The organism is Microbacterium sp. Leaf159, assembly GCF_001423615.1.
Classification (GTDB): Bacteria; Actinomycetota; Actinomycetes; order Actinomycetales; family Microbacteriaceae; genus Microbacterium.
Map to the genome: position 1 here is coordinate 2,829,354 of NZ_LMOU01000001.1, position 14,117 is coordinate 2,843,470.

Consider the following 14,117-nt stretch of genomic DNA (forward strand, 5'->3'; position numbering starts at 1 on the left):
CGCTAGCCGAGCCGATCGGCCGAGGACTCAGCGCCGCCCGGCATGCAGGGCCGTGCGCACGAGCAGACCGGCGACGAGCGCCCAGAACGCGGCGCTCACGCCCAGCTGCGAGATGCCCGATGCCGCCACCAGGAAGGTGACGACCGCGGGGATGCGCTCGCCCGGGTCGTCGATCGCCTGCTGCACGGATGCCCCGAACGCCCCGAACAGCGCGAGCCCAGCGACCGCGGGAATCACGGCGTCGGGTGCGAGGAGAACGAGCGCGGCGAACGCAGCCGAGAACCCGCCGAGCACGAGGTAGGAGGCCCCGGTCGAGACGCCGGCCACCCAGCGCCGTTTCGGATCGGGATCGGCGTCGGGGGATGCCGCGAGCGCCGCGCTGATCGCCGCGAGGTTGATCGCGTGGCCCCCGGCCGTGGCGCCGAGCGCGGTGCCGAGACCGGTGACGAGCATGGCGGGTCGCCAGGGCACCTCGTAGCCGAAGCTGCGCATGATCGCGATGCCCGGCACGTTCTGCGACGCCATCGTGACGATGAACAGAGGCAGCGCGACACCGATCATGGCGCCGAGCGTGAACGTGGGCGCCGTGAGTTCGATGCGGGGGATCAACAGGCCGGCGTCGACCGGGGCGCCCTCCTGGATGAGCGAGACGGTGACGACGACCGCCGCGGCGAGGAATGCGAGCGGAACCGCCCAGCGCGGTGCGAGACGCGCGAAGACCAGCCAGGTCAGCACGACGGGCACCACGCCCCAGGGGTTGGCGACGAGACCGGTGATCGGCGCGAGACACAGGGGCAGCAGGACGCCGGCGAGCATCGCCTGCGCGATGGACGGAGGGATGCGCGCGATCAGCGCGCCGAGGGCCGGCCAGAGCGCCGTGAGCAGGATCAGCACTGCTGCGACGAGGAACGCGCCGACGGCCGCCGACCAGCCGCCCTCGACCACGCCGGTCGCGGCGAGCAGCGCGGCGCCGGGCGTCGACCAGGCGACGGTGATCGGCATCCGGTATCGCCGGGCGAGGACGATGCAGGCGAGTCCCATCGCGAGGCTGAGGGCGAGCAATCCGCTGGCCGCCTGCGCCGGTGTCGCACCGACAGCGCCGAGGCCCGCGAGAACGACGGCGAACGAACTCGTGAAGCCGACCAGCGCGGTGACGATCCCGGCCAGGATCGGTCGGGAGAGGGGTGCGGCGGTCGGCATCCTCCGAGCGTATCGGGGCCCGTGTTACGTGAGTCCCATGCGGTGCGCGAGCACGACCGCCTGGACACGGTCGCGGGCGCCGAGCTTCTGCAGGATGCGTGAGACGTGGGTCTTCACCGTCGCCTCGCCGATGAACAGCGCGCTCGCGATCTCGGCGTTGCTGCGGGCATCGGCGAGCAGCACCAGAACCTCCGCCTCGCGGTCGGTGAGCGGGTCGACGAGCACCACCGGTGCTGTGGGGGCGATGACGGGCCCGGATGCCGGAGCGGCGGTCGGCGCGGGTGCGTGGGCGAACCGTGCGAGCACCCGGCGGGTGACCTCGGGCGCGAGCATCCCGTCTCCCGCCGCGAGTGCGCGAACCGCGGCGATGAGGTCTTCGGCGCCGGCGTTCTTCAGCAGGAAGCCGCTCGCTCCGGCATCCAGCGCCTGATAGAGGTAGTCGTCCCGGTCGAACGTCGTGACGATCGCGATGGCCGCCGCGACAGCGGGGTCGGCGACGATCCGCCTGGTCGCCTCGATGCCGTCCATGTCGGGCATCTGCACGTCCATCGTGATCACGTCGGGGTGCAGAGCGGATGCCTGCGCCAGCGCCTCGGCGCCCGTCGCCGCCTCGCCCACGACCGTGATGTCGGGCTGGGTGTCGAGGATCGTCCGGAATCCAGCTCGCAGCATCGCGTGGTCGTCGACGATGAGCACGCGGATCGGAGGGGCGGGCGTGGTCATGAGGTGGCGCTCGTCTCGGTCAGCTGGTCGGTCTGCGGAGTCTGAGGAGGCGTGCCGGGCAGAGGAGTCGAGCCGGGCAGCGGAGCTGAGCCGGCCAGAGGGGCACTGCCGGTCTGCGGTGCTGTGCCGCCCAAGGGCACGCGGGCGCGCACGCGCAGCCCGCCCGAGGGGCGAGGGGTCACCTCGAGGGTGCCGCCCGATGCCGCGGCCCGCTCGCGCATGCCGAGCTGGCCCAGACCCGGTCGCAGCACGGCGACCGCTCGACCGGTGTTGACGACCTCGACCTCGACGCCCCCGTCGTCGTAGCGGACGCGCACGTCGGCGGTGGCGCCGACTCCGGCGTGACGCCGGGCGTTGGTCAGCGACTCCTGCGTGATCCGGTAGAGGTTCACGGCGACGACGGAGGGCACGGCGACCGGCTCGCCGATCACCGCGTAGTCGGTGGGGAGTCCCGCCTCGACCGACGCCTCGACCAGCGAGCGGATGTCGTCGAGGGTCACGGTCGATGCGGCATCCGGTGCCTCGCTGCCGGGGGAGCGCAGGGTCTCGAGCAGCTGCCGGAGCTCGTGGATGGCATCGCGCGCCGATCCCTCGATGCCGGTCAGGATGCTCTTGGACTTCTCCGGATCCTGGTCGATCACGAGACGGGCGGCCCCCGCCTGCACGCCCATGACCGACACGTGATGGGCGACCACGTCATGCAGCTCGCGGGCGATGCGCACGCGGTCGAGGGCGACGGCTTGAGCCGCGGTCACCTCGCGCTCCCTCTCGAGCTCGGCCGTGCGCTGCTCGAGCACCTGACGCTCCTGCGCGGCATGCCACGAGCGCTCGCCGAAGTAGTACGCACCGCCGAAGTAGAGCACGTTCAGCAGCAGCTGGATGAGCATGAAGGCCAGGTAGGGCGAGAGCAGGCCGGCCGCGACCTCGGCCTTGTCGGCCTCCTCGATCGCCTGTCGGTACATCGTGATGATGAGCCAGACGAACATGCCGACGATGATCGAGACGCGCACGATCATCGCGGCTCTGCGGTTGTTCATCCACGCGCCCACCGTGTACAGCGACACGAACATGGCGATGTTGCCGACGTAGATCTCGGGCACCTGGAACGAGATCGCGAGGAAGTACGCGACGCAGACCGCCACCGCGACGGGGCCGGGCCAGCGGCGCCGCACGCCGAGGGGCACGGTGACGGCGACCGCGTAGACGAGCGCCGTCCACGGCTCCGCCCTCGTGTCGCCGTAGATCTCGGCGACCGTCGAGAGGGCGGCGCTCAGCACCGCGCCCACGAACATCACGGCGGCGAGGATGAGGTCGCTGCGCTGCTCGCGGACACTGGGCGTGCGGGTGAACGGCGCTGCGGGCATTCCCCCACCGTAGATCGAAGGCGGATGCTGCGGCATCCCCCTCACGGGGGATCGCGTCGCCGACGTCGCCCTCCGCATCGGCCGGTGTCGGGCCGGAGTCAGTCCGCAGCCGTCGTCACCGCACCCACCTTGCCCAGGTGCGCCACGGGGAGGTGCGGATGGATCTCCTCGGCGATCCGCACGAAGCACTCGCGGTACTCGGAGCGGTCGTATCCGAGCGGGATGCTGAACAGGTAGTCGGTCGAGGAGGTGACGGTGGGATCGTCGAGGAGCGCGTCGACGATCTGCGCCGGTGACCCGTAGAGGATCGAGGAGGCGCGCAGGACCTCCTCGACCGACCCGCTCGTGTCGACGCCGGGGAGCGCCCGAGGGCTGTCGGACAGGTGCTGCGTGAAGAGCCGGATCGCCTCGGCCTCGTCGCGGGCGGGGAGGATCGACCGCGAAGCTCCGACCCTCGGCGTCGCCGCGGGGTCGAGCGCGTCGAGGTAGGCGTCGACGAGCGGTCTCTGAGCCTGCCCGGTGTCGGCGCCGCGAACGAGGCGGTGCAGCTGCAACCCGTCTCCGGACACTCCGGCCGCGCGTGCGGTGCGCACGTTCGCCGTGGCCTGCCAGATCCGACCAGGCAGCGCGCCGACGGGCGGGTACAGGTCGTACTCGTTCCCATCCGAACCGGTCTCCGTGTGGCGGAACGCGGCACGCAGGCGGTCGAGGGTCTCGGCATAGAGGCCTTCGCGTTCTCCTTCGTCGAGGCCGAACGCGTGATATGCGGCCGTCGAGAATCCTCCGGGGTTGCCCTTCCCCACCCCGAGCTCGAGACGGTCGCCGCTGAGGGTGTTCACCAGCGCGGCCGTCTCGGCGATCCGCAGCGGGTTGTCGAGCGCGAGCGGCACGACGGCGGTGCCGAGACGCAGCCTGGTCGTCCGCTGGCTGAGCGCGGCGAGCAGCGTCAGCGCCGACGGCGATCCGATTGCCGAGAAGTGCCCCTCGGCGAGCCAATAGGCCTCGAACCCCAGCTGCTCGACACGCTGGGCGTTCTCGAACAGGGTGGCGTAGGTGTGCGCGGCATCCGCGGAGCGCGGTGGAACCTCGAACAGCGAGAGGCCGGGCCTCGTCTCGGTGGTGGTCATGATCTCTCCTGTGCTCTGGTCTCGTCGTCCGATGGCGGCGGCGTCACTCGCCGATCGTCACGCCGGTCCAGTTCAGGCGCCCCTGCCCGTTGTCGAAGTTCGACGAGATGCTCGGGTCCTTGACCCAGGTGATCGGGGCGGAGCTCAACGGGATGACGGAGCCGTCGAGGAAGCCGATCTCGTTGGCCGCCTTGACGCGGTCGGTGAACGCCGGATCATCGATGGGCGTCGCGCGCAGCTCGGCGATCGCGCTCTGGAATGCATCGGTCGTGTACGGCGAGCTGAGGTTGAGCACGCCGTTGACGTCGAAATGCTCGGTCAGCAGCTGCGTCGGGGAGTTGCGGCCCACCCAGCCGTAGAGCGAGAAGGCGGTCTCCTTGCCGAAGTACCCCTGCGCCCAGTTCGGGTCACTGTCGATCGTCACGGTGACGCCCACATCTGCGAGCTGGGCCTGGGCGAGCTCCGCGAAGGCGACGTTCTGGAACGGCGACGTGCTCAGGGTGACCTCGAGCCCGTCTCCGTAGCCGGCCTCCTCGAGCAGCGTCCGCGCGCGCTCCGGGTCGTGCTCGAAGGCCGTCTCGAGCTCGGGGTTGGAGGCGAGATGCGTGGGCGGGACGATCTGATGCGTCACCTCTCCTTCGCCGAGCAGCACGCGGTCGACGAAGGCCTGCTGGTCGAGCGCGAGACGGAAGGCCTCGACGACCTTCTCGTCGTCGAACGGGGCGACCTTGCGGTTCACGTTCAGGAACTGCACCACCCAGTTCGTGGAGATGTCGGAGACCAGGTCGAGGTGCGCATCCTTCGCCTGCTGGATCTGCGCGCCGCCGATCTGCGCGAAGTTGTAGACGCCCGTCTGGATCCCCGACACGACCGAGGCCGCGTCGACGCCGTATGAGATCTCGATGCGGTCGATCTTGATCTCGTCGGCGTTCCAGTAGCCGTCGAACTTCTCGAGATAGATGTGCGACTCGGGCACGTACTCGACGACCTGGAAGGGGCCGGCACCGATCGGGAGCTGCGAGTTGAGTGCGGCGGCATCCTCCGGGGTCGCCGTGGCCTCCTCGCTGGTGAGGAATCCGGCGCGGACGCTCAGGAGGTAGGGCACCTGGTAGTCGACGCTCTTGAGATGGACGGTGAAGTTCAGCTCGTCATCGGCCGTCACCGTGTCGATGTTCGAGTACGAGCCGAGCAGGGCCGAGTTCTCCTGGGTCTTGGCGCGGTTGAAGTAGAAGGCCACGGCTTCGGCATCGACCGTCGAGCCGTCGTGGAAGGTGAGGCCGTCCCGCAGGGTGAAGGTCACGGCCGTGCCGTCGTCGTTGTACTCCCACGACTCGACGAGGCCGGGCGCCGGTTCGCCGTCCTTCTCGGTGAGCAGCGGCTCGTAGATCGCTCCGAGCTGGATGGACACCCCGGTCGCTCCGGTGACGACCGGATCCCAGTTGGCCGGCGCGCTCGAGTCGGCCCATCGGATGACGGCAGGCTGCGTGTCGCCGCCCGAGGTCGACCCGGACGACGGTGCGGTGGAGCAGGCGGCCAGGACGGAGGTCGTCGCGACGAGGGTCGCGAGGGCGGCGAGCAGCACGCGCTTCGGTCGCTGGATCAGGCGGTTCACGGGGGAGTCTCTCCTCGGATGAGTCAGGCGGAATGGGCCTCGTTCTGAGCGATCATGGCGGAGGTCGCAACGGCGGAGCGCGGGCGTGTCCTCGCATGACCCGCGGTGTCTGCGCGTGCCGTAATGAGACGGCGCAGGACACCCGGAGCGCAGCGCGGGCGAGCGCCCACCTGGGAGAATCGACCGTGACCTCGACTCCGCCGCTCGCGACGCCCCGGCTCGCGCCGCTGTATCTCGCCGGCTTCACCACCGCGTTCGGCGCACACGGCATCGCCGCAGCCCTCGGTGCCGAGACCGAGGACATCGGCTGGACGCTGCTCGCGTTCGGCCTGACCCTCGCGCTGTACGACCTCGCCGAGGTGCTGCTCAAACCGCTGTTCGGTGCGCTGAGCGATCGCATCGGCGTGCGCCCCGTGATCATCGGAGGCCTTCTCGCGTTCTCGGCGTTCTCGGTGGTCGGTGCCGTCGTGCCGGGGATGCTCGGACTCGTGATCGGCCGGTTCGGTCAGGGAGCCGCGGCATCCGCGTTCTCGCCGTCGTCCTCGGCCGCGGTGGCCCGGCTCACCGACGATGCCACTCGGGGGAAGTACTTCGGCCGTTACGGCTCGTGGAAGAGCCTCGGCTATGCGCTCGGCCCGCTCCTGGGCGCCGTGCTCGTCGTCTGGGGTGGGATGCCTGCGCTGTTCTGGGCGCTCGCCGTGCTCGGAGTCGGCGCGGCCGCCTGGGTCGCTCTGGCGGTGCCCGCGGTGCCGGTGCTGCCGCGCAAGCGCGTCACCCTCGTCGATCTGGGACGCGAGCTGGCCGCCCCCGGCTTCCTCATCCCGACCCTTGTGCTGGCCGCGACGACCGGGGCGTTGGCAGTCGCGGTCGGCTTCCTGCCGCTGCTCGGTCGCCAGGCCGGACTCGACACCGTGGGGAGCATGGCGATCGTGACCGTGCTCGCCATCGCATCGAGCGTCGCTCAGCCGTTCGTCGGCGCCGCACACGATCGGGGGCGCATCTCGGTGCGACTCGGCACGGTCGGCGGGCTGCTCCTGATCGCGGCGGGGATCGCGCTCGCCGCGGTGACGCAGGTGCCCGTCGCGCTCGTCGCCACCGCGCTGCTGGTCGGTGTCGGGGTCGGCGTCGCGACGCCCATCGCGTTCTCGCACCTGGCCGCATCGACACCGCCGGAACGCATGGGGCGGACGATGGGCAGCGCCGAACTGGGGCGGGAGCTCGGGGACGCGGGCGGTCCGCTCGTCGCAGGAGCCGTGGCGACGGCATCCGTCCCGGGCCTGGGTCTCGGAGTCGTCGCAGCCCTCACGGCGGGTGCGGGCGCGCTCGCGCTGCTGGGCCTCCGGCGTCGCGCGGATGCGGAGATCTCGGACGGAGCCGAGCCGAGCCGATCCGGTGAGGCCTGAAGATGCTCTTGACGGCGCACTTGCATTTTGCAAGTATCAACACATGAGCCTCTTCATCACCTGCCCCGTCGAGAGCGTCGACCGGGCCACAGAGTTCTACACCGCCCTCGGCTGGACCCTCAATGCCGACATGTCCGATCACAACGTGTCGTGCTTCGCGATCGCGCCCGAGCAGTACGTCATGCTCGGCAGCCGCGAGATGTACGCGAGCGTCGGTGGCACCGAGGACGTGATCGGCGGACCGGACACCCCGTCGAAGGTCACGGTCTCGTTCGACCTCGACAGCCGGGAGGCGGTCGACGCTCTCGTCGAGCGGGCCGCTGCCGCCGGTGGGCGGGTCGGCGACACGGACGACTACCCGTTCATGTACCAGCGCCAGTTCGACGACCCCGACGGCTACCACTACTCGCCGTTCTGGATGAAGCCGGACTCCGACCAGACCGCGTGAGCGACCTCGCCGCAGCCCTCGACGTCGTCGGGGCCCGGTGGGCGCTGCTCATCGTCGAGAAGCTGCTCGACGGGCCGCAGAGGTATGGAGATCTGCAGCGCGATCTCGGGGTGCCGACCAACATGCTCGCGACCCGTCTGCGCGAGCTCGAGGCGGCGGGCGTGCTGAGCAGGCTTCCCCTCCGGCACAACACGCGCGCGTATGCCCTCACTGATCGAGGCGTCGCGTTGAGGGAGGCGATCGAGGCGCTCGGCCGCTGGGGTGAGGAGCGATCGGATCCCGTCGACCGGACACCCTCCCGCGACTCCGAGTGAGCGCATAGTGTGAGCCATGTCATCGTGCAGGATCTCTCGTGCAAAGGAGCACTCTGATGGCCGGACGCATTCTGATCGACCTCTTCATGACCCTCGACGGTGTCGCTCAGGGGCCTGGCGGCACCGACGAGGACACCTCGGGAGGGTTCGAGTTCAGTGGGTGGCAGGCGGGATATCCGTCGTCGGGCATGGGGGAGACCGTCTCGGAGGGGATGCGGCAGCTCGACGCCCTGCTGCTCGGGCGCCGGACGTACGACATCTTCGCCGCATACTGGCCCCATCATACCGAGGGCCCGTCCGGGGAGATCGGCCGGCTCTTCGACCGGGTGCCGAAGTACGTGGCGACGCGGGATGCCGACACCGACCTGTCGTGGAAGGGCAGCGTGCGCGTCGGTGATGACCTCGCCGCAGAGATCGCCGAGCTGCGCGCGCAGCACCACGAGGTGCATGTGATCGGCAGCATCGATTTCGTGCACTCGCTGCTCGCTGCGGGGCTGTTCGACGAGCTCAACCTCTGGGTGTATCCGATCCTGCTCGGCAGGGGCAAGAAGGTCTTCGACGATGGCGCGGTGCCCTCGGTGCTGCGGCTGCTCAAACCGCCGGTCGTCGACGACAGCGGTGTGATGCTCCTGCGCTACGGCCGCACGGACCGGGTGCCCGAAGTCGGGACCTTCGAAGATTGATCCTTCGAATCGACTATTCCCTTCCTATGCGTGCATCGCTTAGGTTCGAGAAGAACGTTGCCGCATATCGGCATTGGACCGAGGCCGAGCGGTATCGCGACGACATCGTGCGCACGGCCTCCCTCGGAGGGTGGGAACATGGCGCGACGACGCGCATTCATTCGGGCTGCGGTGAGCGGGGCGGTGGCCTTCGCGCTGGCGCTCGGCGGTGCCACAGCGGCGGTCGCAGAGGACGCAGACCCGCCGGCCGCCGCGGGAACGATCAGCGGGACGGTCACGCGCGGCGATGACGGTTCGGCCGTAGCAGGGGTCGGCGTCAGTGCGAGCGGAGATGCGGGCGGCTGGGGATACGCGACCACGGACGCCGACGGCCGCTACACGATCGAGGCTCTCGCGGATGATTCGTACGTCATCAGCTTCATGCCCGATGGCACCGACCTGAAGCGCGAGTACTGGCAGAACACCTCCGACTACGACGCCGCGACCAGAATCGTGATCGCAGGGGCGAATGCGGAAGCCGGTATCGACGCTGCACTGGAGAGGGGCGGCGCGATCGTGGGCGCAGTGACGCGCGCCGACGACGGAAGCGCTGTCGTGGGGGCCGGGATCCAGGCGCTCGACGAACGGAACGAGATCGTCGGTCAGACCGAGTCGGACGCATCCGGCGCCTACAGCCTCGACGGGCTGCCTGCCGGTGCCTACCGTGTGCGCTTCGGCTCTCCCGACCCGGCACTGGTGTCCGAATACTGGAAGGACTCGTACAGCTGGGACGGGGCGACGCTCGTCGTCGTCGCCGGGACGGAATCCGTCACGGCCGTGGACGCGCAGCTCGACGGTGTCGGGTACGTCAGCGGCACGGTGACCAAGAGCGCAGACGGTTCGCCCGTCCGTGCCGCTGTTCTGCTCTACGACGTGAACAACTCGGTCGAGGACCCGTACGTCGACACCGACAGCGAGGGAAACTATCGCATCGCCGTGATCCCGGGCACCTACCGTGTGCTGTTCCACGCGTACGAGACAGGCGTGCTGGAGGAGTACTGGGAGGGGACTCGGGAGTGGGACGATGCGACCTTCGTCACCGTCGGCTCGAACGAGGAGATCGAGGGGATCTCCGCCGAACTCGAGGTGGTATCGACGGTGTCGGGCACTGTGACCCTCGATTCCGATGAAGGTCACGATGTCGTGGTCGAGGCGTGGGCGGATGGTGCTCTCGTCCGCTCCACGGAAGCGGATCCGGCGTCCGGTGCCTACACTCTCAACGTTCCCGAGGGCACCTATGTGTTGAAGGCGTCGGCCACGTTCCCCGGCAGCACCACGACTGCTGCGCCCCAGTACTTCGACGGAGTCTCCACCGCCGCGGAGGCGACCCCGGTGGTCGCTGTCGGACGCAGCACGCTGACGGGCATCGACTTCGACCTCGTCGCGGTCACCGCGCCGATCGTCGACCCGGCACCAGCCCTGACGATCTCGGCGCCCTCGGTGCGGGCGGGTGGAGTCATCACCGTGTCCGGCACCGGCTTCGTGCCTGGTGAGAGCATCGCCTTCGAGCTGCACTCCGATCCGATCGCGCTGGGATCGCTGGTCGCCGACGCTGACGGCCGGATCGGCGGCACTCTGCGCATCCCGGCATCCGCAGCGGTGGGTTCGCACACGCTCGTCGCGCTCCGCGGAGGCGTGCCGCTTCAGACGAGCGCGACGCTCCAGGTGACCGCAGCCGTCGTGACCGGCGCCGCCGTAGAGGGCGCAGCGGTGAGTCCGCCCCGCGGACTGGCTGCCACGGGCGGCGAACTGCCGACGACTGCGCTCCTCACCGGATTGTTCCTCGCGCTCGCGGGCACGGTGCTCGTGCGTCGCCGACGCGCGCACAGCTGACCCGGCGGTGATAGAGGCCCGGCCGTCCCGCTCGGGGCGACCGGGCCGACTCATTCCAGAACGTCAGCCGAGCATCCGCTCGATCACCCTGGCGACGCCGTGGTCGTCGTTCGAGGTCGTCGTCTCGTCCGCGGCGTCCTGCACGACGTCGTCGGCATCGGCCATCGCGACCCCGCGGCCTGCCCAGCGGAGCATCTCGACGTCGTTGAGCGCATCGCCGAAGGCGATCACGTCGCGGCGGTCGATCTCGAGATGCTCGCAGAGGCGGGCGAGGCCGGTGGCCTTGGTGACACCTTCGGCCATGACCTCGACGAACGGCGCCCCCGACAAGGTGGCCTCGAAACCGGTGAGACCGAGTGCCTGCAGCGACTCGAAGAGGTCGGTGGGGGCGAGCTCCGGATGCCGGATCACGAACTTCAGACTGGGGGCCGCGAGCACCTGGTCGAGCGCGACGCCGCCCATCGTCCGCGGATCTCTCTTATGGTCCGCGAGGTCGGCGATCTCGGCGTAGCCGTGCTGCGCGACGAACGTCTCGCCGCCCTCACGCACGCTCGCGAACAACAGCCCGGGGATGCTGGCGCGCAGCGCCTCGGCCAAAGTACGGATCGTCTCCGCGGGAAGCTCCTCGGCGAACAGCATCCGTCCGTCGGCGAGGTGCGTCGCGTAGGCGCCGTTGCTGCACAGCGCCCACCCGTCGAAGCCCGCGCCGTCGGCGATCGCACGCAGTCCGATCGGCTGCCGCGCCGTCACGGGAACCACATGGATGCCGCGAGCCCGCGCCCGATCGAGTGCCGCACGTGTGCGCCGCGTGACCGTGGACGAGGAATCGAGCAGGGTCCCGTCGAGATCGGTGGCGATCAGGCGGACGGTCACAGTCTCAGGAGAAGATCATCGGCAGGTCGTCGTCTTCTGCAGCGCCGCCCAGGTCGAACTCGACGACCACGGGGACGTGGTCGCTCGGCTGCTCGCCCTTGCGCTCATCGCGGTGGATCGAGGCGCCGGTGACCGCATCCGCGAGCGTCTTCGAGCCGAGGACGAAGTCGATGCGCACGCCCTCGTTGCGGGGGAACTTCAGCCGCTGATAGTCCCAGTAGGTGAATCCCTCGGGGATCAGCGGTCGCACCACGTCGGTGAGGCCCGCATCGGCGAACGCGAAGAACGCCTGACGCTCCTCGGGGGAGACGTGCGTGGAGACGCCCTCGACGATGTCGGGGTCGCCGTTGTCGTTGTCGAACGGGATGATGTTGAAGTCGCCGACCAGCGCGAGAGGCAGATCGGGGTTCGCCGACAGCTCGGCGGCGGTCGCCTTCTTCAGCTCCTCGAGCCAGTGCAGCTTGTAGGTGTAGTGCGGGTCCTCGAGTGAGCGGCCGTTCGGCACGTACAGGCTCCACACGCGCACGCCGTCGACGAGCACGCCCAGCGCGCGCGCTTCGAGCGGAACATCCGGCCCCTCATGCCCCTTGGCGAAGCCCGGCATCCCGTCGAAAGACGTGCGCACGTCGGTGATCGGCAGGCGGCTCGCGATCGCGACGCCGTTCCACTGATTCAGGCCGTGCACCTCGACGTGGTAGCCGGCCTCTTCGAACGGCCCGTACGGGAACTGCTCGGGCTTGCACTTGATCTCCTGCATCGCCAGCACGTCGATGTCCTCGCGGACGGCGAACTCGACGGTGCGGGTGACACGGGTGCGGATGGAGTTGACGTTCCAGGTGGCCAAGCGCATGCGTCAAGCCTAGGGCCCACCTCCTACACTGGATGCCGTGACCGCACTCGACGCAGACCGCCAGACCCTCCTCGACCTGATCAAGGACGAGGCGGTGTTCCACGGAGACTTCACCCTCTCGAGCGGTAAGAAGGCGACGTATTACGTCGACATGCGCAAGCTGACGCTCGATCACCGCGCGGCTCCCGCGATCGGCCGCATCATGCTCGACCTGATCGGCGACCTCGACGTCGTCGCGGTCGGGGGCCTGACGCTCGGTGCCGACCCCATCGCCAACTCGGTGCTGCACGCCTCGGTCGCCACCGACCGCCCGCTCGACGCCTTCGTCGTGCGCAAGGAGCCGAAAGACCACGGCCGAGGCCGCCAGATCGAGGGCGCCGACGTCAAGGGCAAGCGCGTCGTCGTGCTCGAAGACACCTCGACGACCGGCCAGTCGGCGCTCAAGGCCGTCGAGGCGCTGCGCAAGGAGGGCGCCGAGATCGTCGCCGTCGCCGTGATCGTCGACCGCAAGACCGGCGCTCAGGCCGCGATCGAAGCCGAGGGCCTCGAATGGCGTGCGGCCTTCGACCTCGACGACCTCGGACTCGACCCCCAGTGACCCGCTACGCCCTGGCCGTCGACGTCGGCGGCACCAAGATGGAGGCCGCGCTCGTGAGCGAGCACGGTGTGCTGGTGCGGGGAAGCCGCAGCCGCCGAGCGACTGGCCGGGATGCCACTCCCGCGTCGCTCGACGACGCGATCGCGACAGTGATCGCACACGCGCTCTCCCGTCTTCCCGACGACGCCGAACTCATCGGGGCAGGCATCGGCAGCGCCGGGCCGATCGATCGGAACGTCGGCCAGATCCTCCCCGTGAACATGCCCGCAGCCCGCGGGTACGGTCTCAAGGATGCGGTGCGCACGACCGCCTCCGGGATCCTCGGACGCGCGCTGCCCACGGTCTTCGGCCACGATGGCGGCGCTCTCGCTCTCGCCGAGTCGTGGCTGGGCGCCACGCAGGATGCCGGTGCGTCACTCTCGATCGTCGTCTCGACCGGGGTCGGCGGAGGTTTCGTCGCGAACGGCGCATACATCCCCGGTGCCACCGGAAACGCCGGGCACCTCGGTCAGGTGCGCCGCGAAGGCGGGCTGACACTCGAGGAGATCGCCTCGGGTCCGGCGAGCGCGGCCTGGGCGCGGCAGCAGGGCTGGACCGGAGCCACCGGTGAAGACCTGGCGCGGGATGCCACTGCAGGTGACGCCATCGCCCGTGCGGCCATCGAGCGGTCGGCGAAGGCTGTGGGTGAGGCGCTCGCTGACGCGGCGACCCTCGTAGACCTCGACATGGTCGCGATCGGCGGCGGGTTCTCGCGGGTGTCCGTCGACTACATCGACCTCGTGCAGCAGGCCCTCACCGCGAGCGCCGCGCACGAGTACTCGCGTCGTACCCGAGTGGTGCGCTCGGGGCTCGGTGACGAGGGGCCGCTCATCGGCGCCGCGGCACTCGTCCTGCGCTGACTCACGACTCAGCGGGCGGCGACTATCAGATGGCGCTGCGGCCCTTCGAGTCGAGCCATCGTGATCTTGAGTTCGGTGACGTCGCCGGCGACTCCGTCGATGCGTGCGGTGAGTTTCTCTTCGACTCCGTCGATGCGTGCGGTGAGTTTCT

General features: G+C 69.8%; 14 protein-coding genes. 7 read left to right on the plus strand and 7 right to left on the minus strand.

The features are described 5' to 3' along the window. Positions 1-27: 27 nt before the first annotated feature. The 5 genes from ASF80_RS13400 to ASF80_RS13420 all read right to left on the minus strand — a co-directional run bounded on the left by ASF80_RS13400 (position 28) and on the right by ASF80_RS13420 (position 6,026). Positions 28-1,200, minus strand: a complete 1,173-nt coding sequence (locus tag ASF80_RS13400) for a benzoate/H(+) symporter BenE family transporter (protein ID WP_056311493.1) — start codon at positions 1,198-1,200, stop codon at positions 28-30. Positions 1,201-1,224: 24 nt separating this feature from the next. Beyond that, positions 1,225-1,923, minus strand: coding sequence for a response regulator (locus tag ASF80_RS13405; RefSeq protein ID WP_056311495.1), 699 nt, complete (start codon positions 1,921-1,923; stop codon positions 1,225-1,227). Continuing rightward, the gene (locus tag ASF80_RS13410) at positions 1,920-3,287 is read right to left on the minus strand and encodes a sensor histidine kinase (protein WP_082488318.1); all 1,368 of its coding nucleotides are present in this window, start codon (positions 3,285-3,287) and stop codon (positions 1,920-1,922) included. Before ASF80_RS13410 ends, ASF80_RS13405 begins: the two co-directional genes overlap by 4 nt. A 98-nt stretch (positions 3,288-3,385) precedes the next feature. After that, a complete protein-coding gene (locus ASF80_RS13415; RefSeq protein ID WP_056311497.1) occupies positions 3,386-4,414 on the minus strand; it encodes an LLM class flavin-dependent oxidoreductase in 1,029 nt (342 codons plus the stop codon). A 43-nt stretch (positions 4,415-4,457) separates the two neighbouring features. Next, entirely contained in the window at positions 4,458-6,026 is a 1,569-nt protein-coding gene (locus ASF80_RS13420) for an ABC transporter substrate-binding protein (protein ID WP_056311498.1), read from the minus strand. 185 nt (positions 6,027-6,211) lie between these two features. Here ASF80_RS13420 and ASF80_RS13425 point away from each other — a divergent pair, with 185 nt between their 5' ends. The 5 genes from ASF80_RS13425 to ASF80_RS13445 all read left to right on the plus strand — a co-directional run bounded on the left by ASF80_RS13425 (position 6,212) and on the right by ASF80_RS13445 (position 10,746). Beyond that, positions 6,212-7,429: an MFS transporter gene (locus tag ASF80_RS13425; protein WP_056311500.1), complete on the plus strand. Its 1,218-nt coding sequence runs from the start codon at positions 6,212-6,214 to the stop codon at positions 7,427-7,429. Positions 7,430-7,472: 43 nt separating this feature from the next. Continuing rightward, positions 7,473-7,877, plus strand: coding sequence for a VOC family protein (locus tag ASF80_RS13430; protein WP_056311502.1), 405 nt, complete (start codon positions 7,473-7,475; stop codon positions 7,875-7,877). Next, complete coding sequence (locus tag ASF80_RS13435) at positions 7,874-8,191, plus strand: winged helix-turn-helix transcriptional regulator (protein WP_056311504.1); 318 nt, start codon at positions 7,874-7,876, stop codon at positions 8,189-8,191. Before ASF80_RS13430 ends, ASF80_RS13435 begins: the two co-directional genes overlap by 4 nt. Before the next feature lie 56 nt (positions 8,192-8,247). Further along, complete coding sequence (locus ASF80_RS13440; RefSeq protein ID WP_056311506.1) at positions 8,248-8,874, plus strand: dihydrofolate reductase family protein; 627 nt, start codon at positions 8,248-8,250, stop codon at positions 8,872-8,874. Between the two features lie 138 nt (positions 8,875-9,012). Further along, entirely contained in the window at positions 9,013-10,746 is a 1,734-nt protein-coding gene (locus ASF80_RS13445; protein WP_082488321.1) for a collagen binding domain-containing protein, read from the plus strand. A 63-nt stretch (positions 10,747-10,809) separates the two neighbouring features. Here the strand turns inward: ASF80_RS13445 and ASF80_RS13450 are convergent, their stop codons facing one another. Then, entirely contained in the window at positions 10,810-11,619 is an 810-nt protein-coding gene (locus ASF80_RS13450) for a Cof-type HAD-IIB family hydrolase (RefSeq protein WP_056311509.1), read from the minus strand. Between the two features lie 4 nt (positions 11,620-11,623). After that, the gene (locus ASF80_RS13455; RefSeq protein ID WP_056311511.1) at positions 11,624-12,469 is read right to left on the minus strand and encodes an exodeoxyribonuclease III; all 846 of its coding nucleotides are present in this window, start codon (positions 12,467-12,469) and stop codon (positions 11,624-11,626) included. A 37-nt stretch (positions 12,470-12,506) separates the two neighbouring features. On the opposite strand from ASF80_RS13455, the gene pyrE reads away from it, so the two are divergent. Together pyrE and ASF80_RS13465 are read left to right on the plus strand one after the other, a co-directional pair. Next, a complete protein-coding gene (gene pyrE, locus ASF80_RS13460) occupies positions 12,507-13,067 on the plus strand; it encodes an orotate phosphoribosyltransferase (protein WP_029262822.1) in 561 nt (186 codons plus the stop codon). Then, the gene (locus tag ASF80_RS13465) at positions 13,064-13,966 is read left to right on the plus strand and encodes an ROK family protein (RefSeq protein ID WP_056311513.1); all 903 of its coding nucleotides are present in this window, start codon (positions 13,064-13,066) and stop codon (positions 13,964-13,966) included. Before pyrE ends, ASF80_RS13465 begins: the two co-directional genes overlap by 4 nt. The last annotated feature ends 151 nt before the right edge of the window (positions 13,967-14,117 follow it).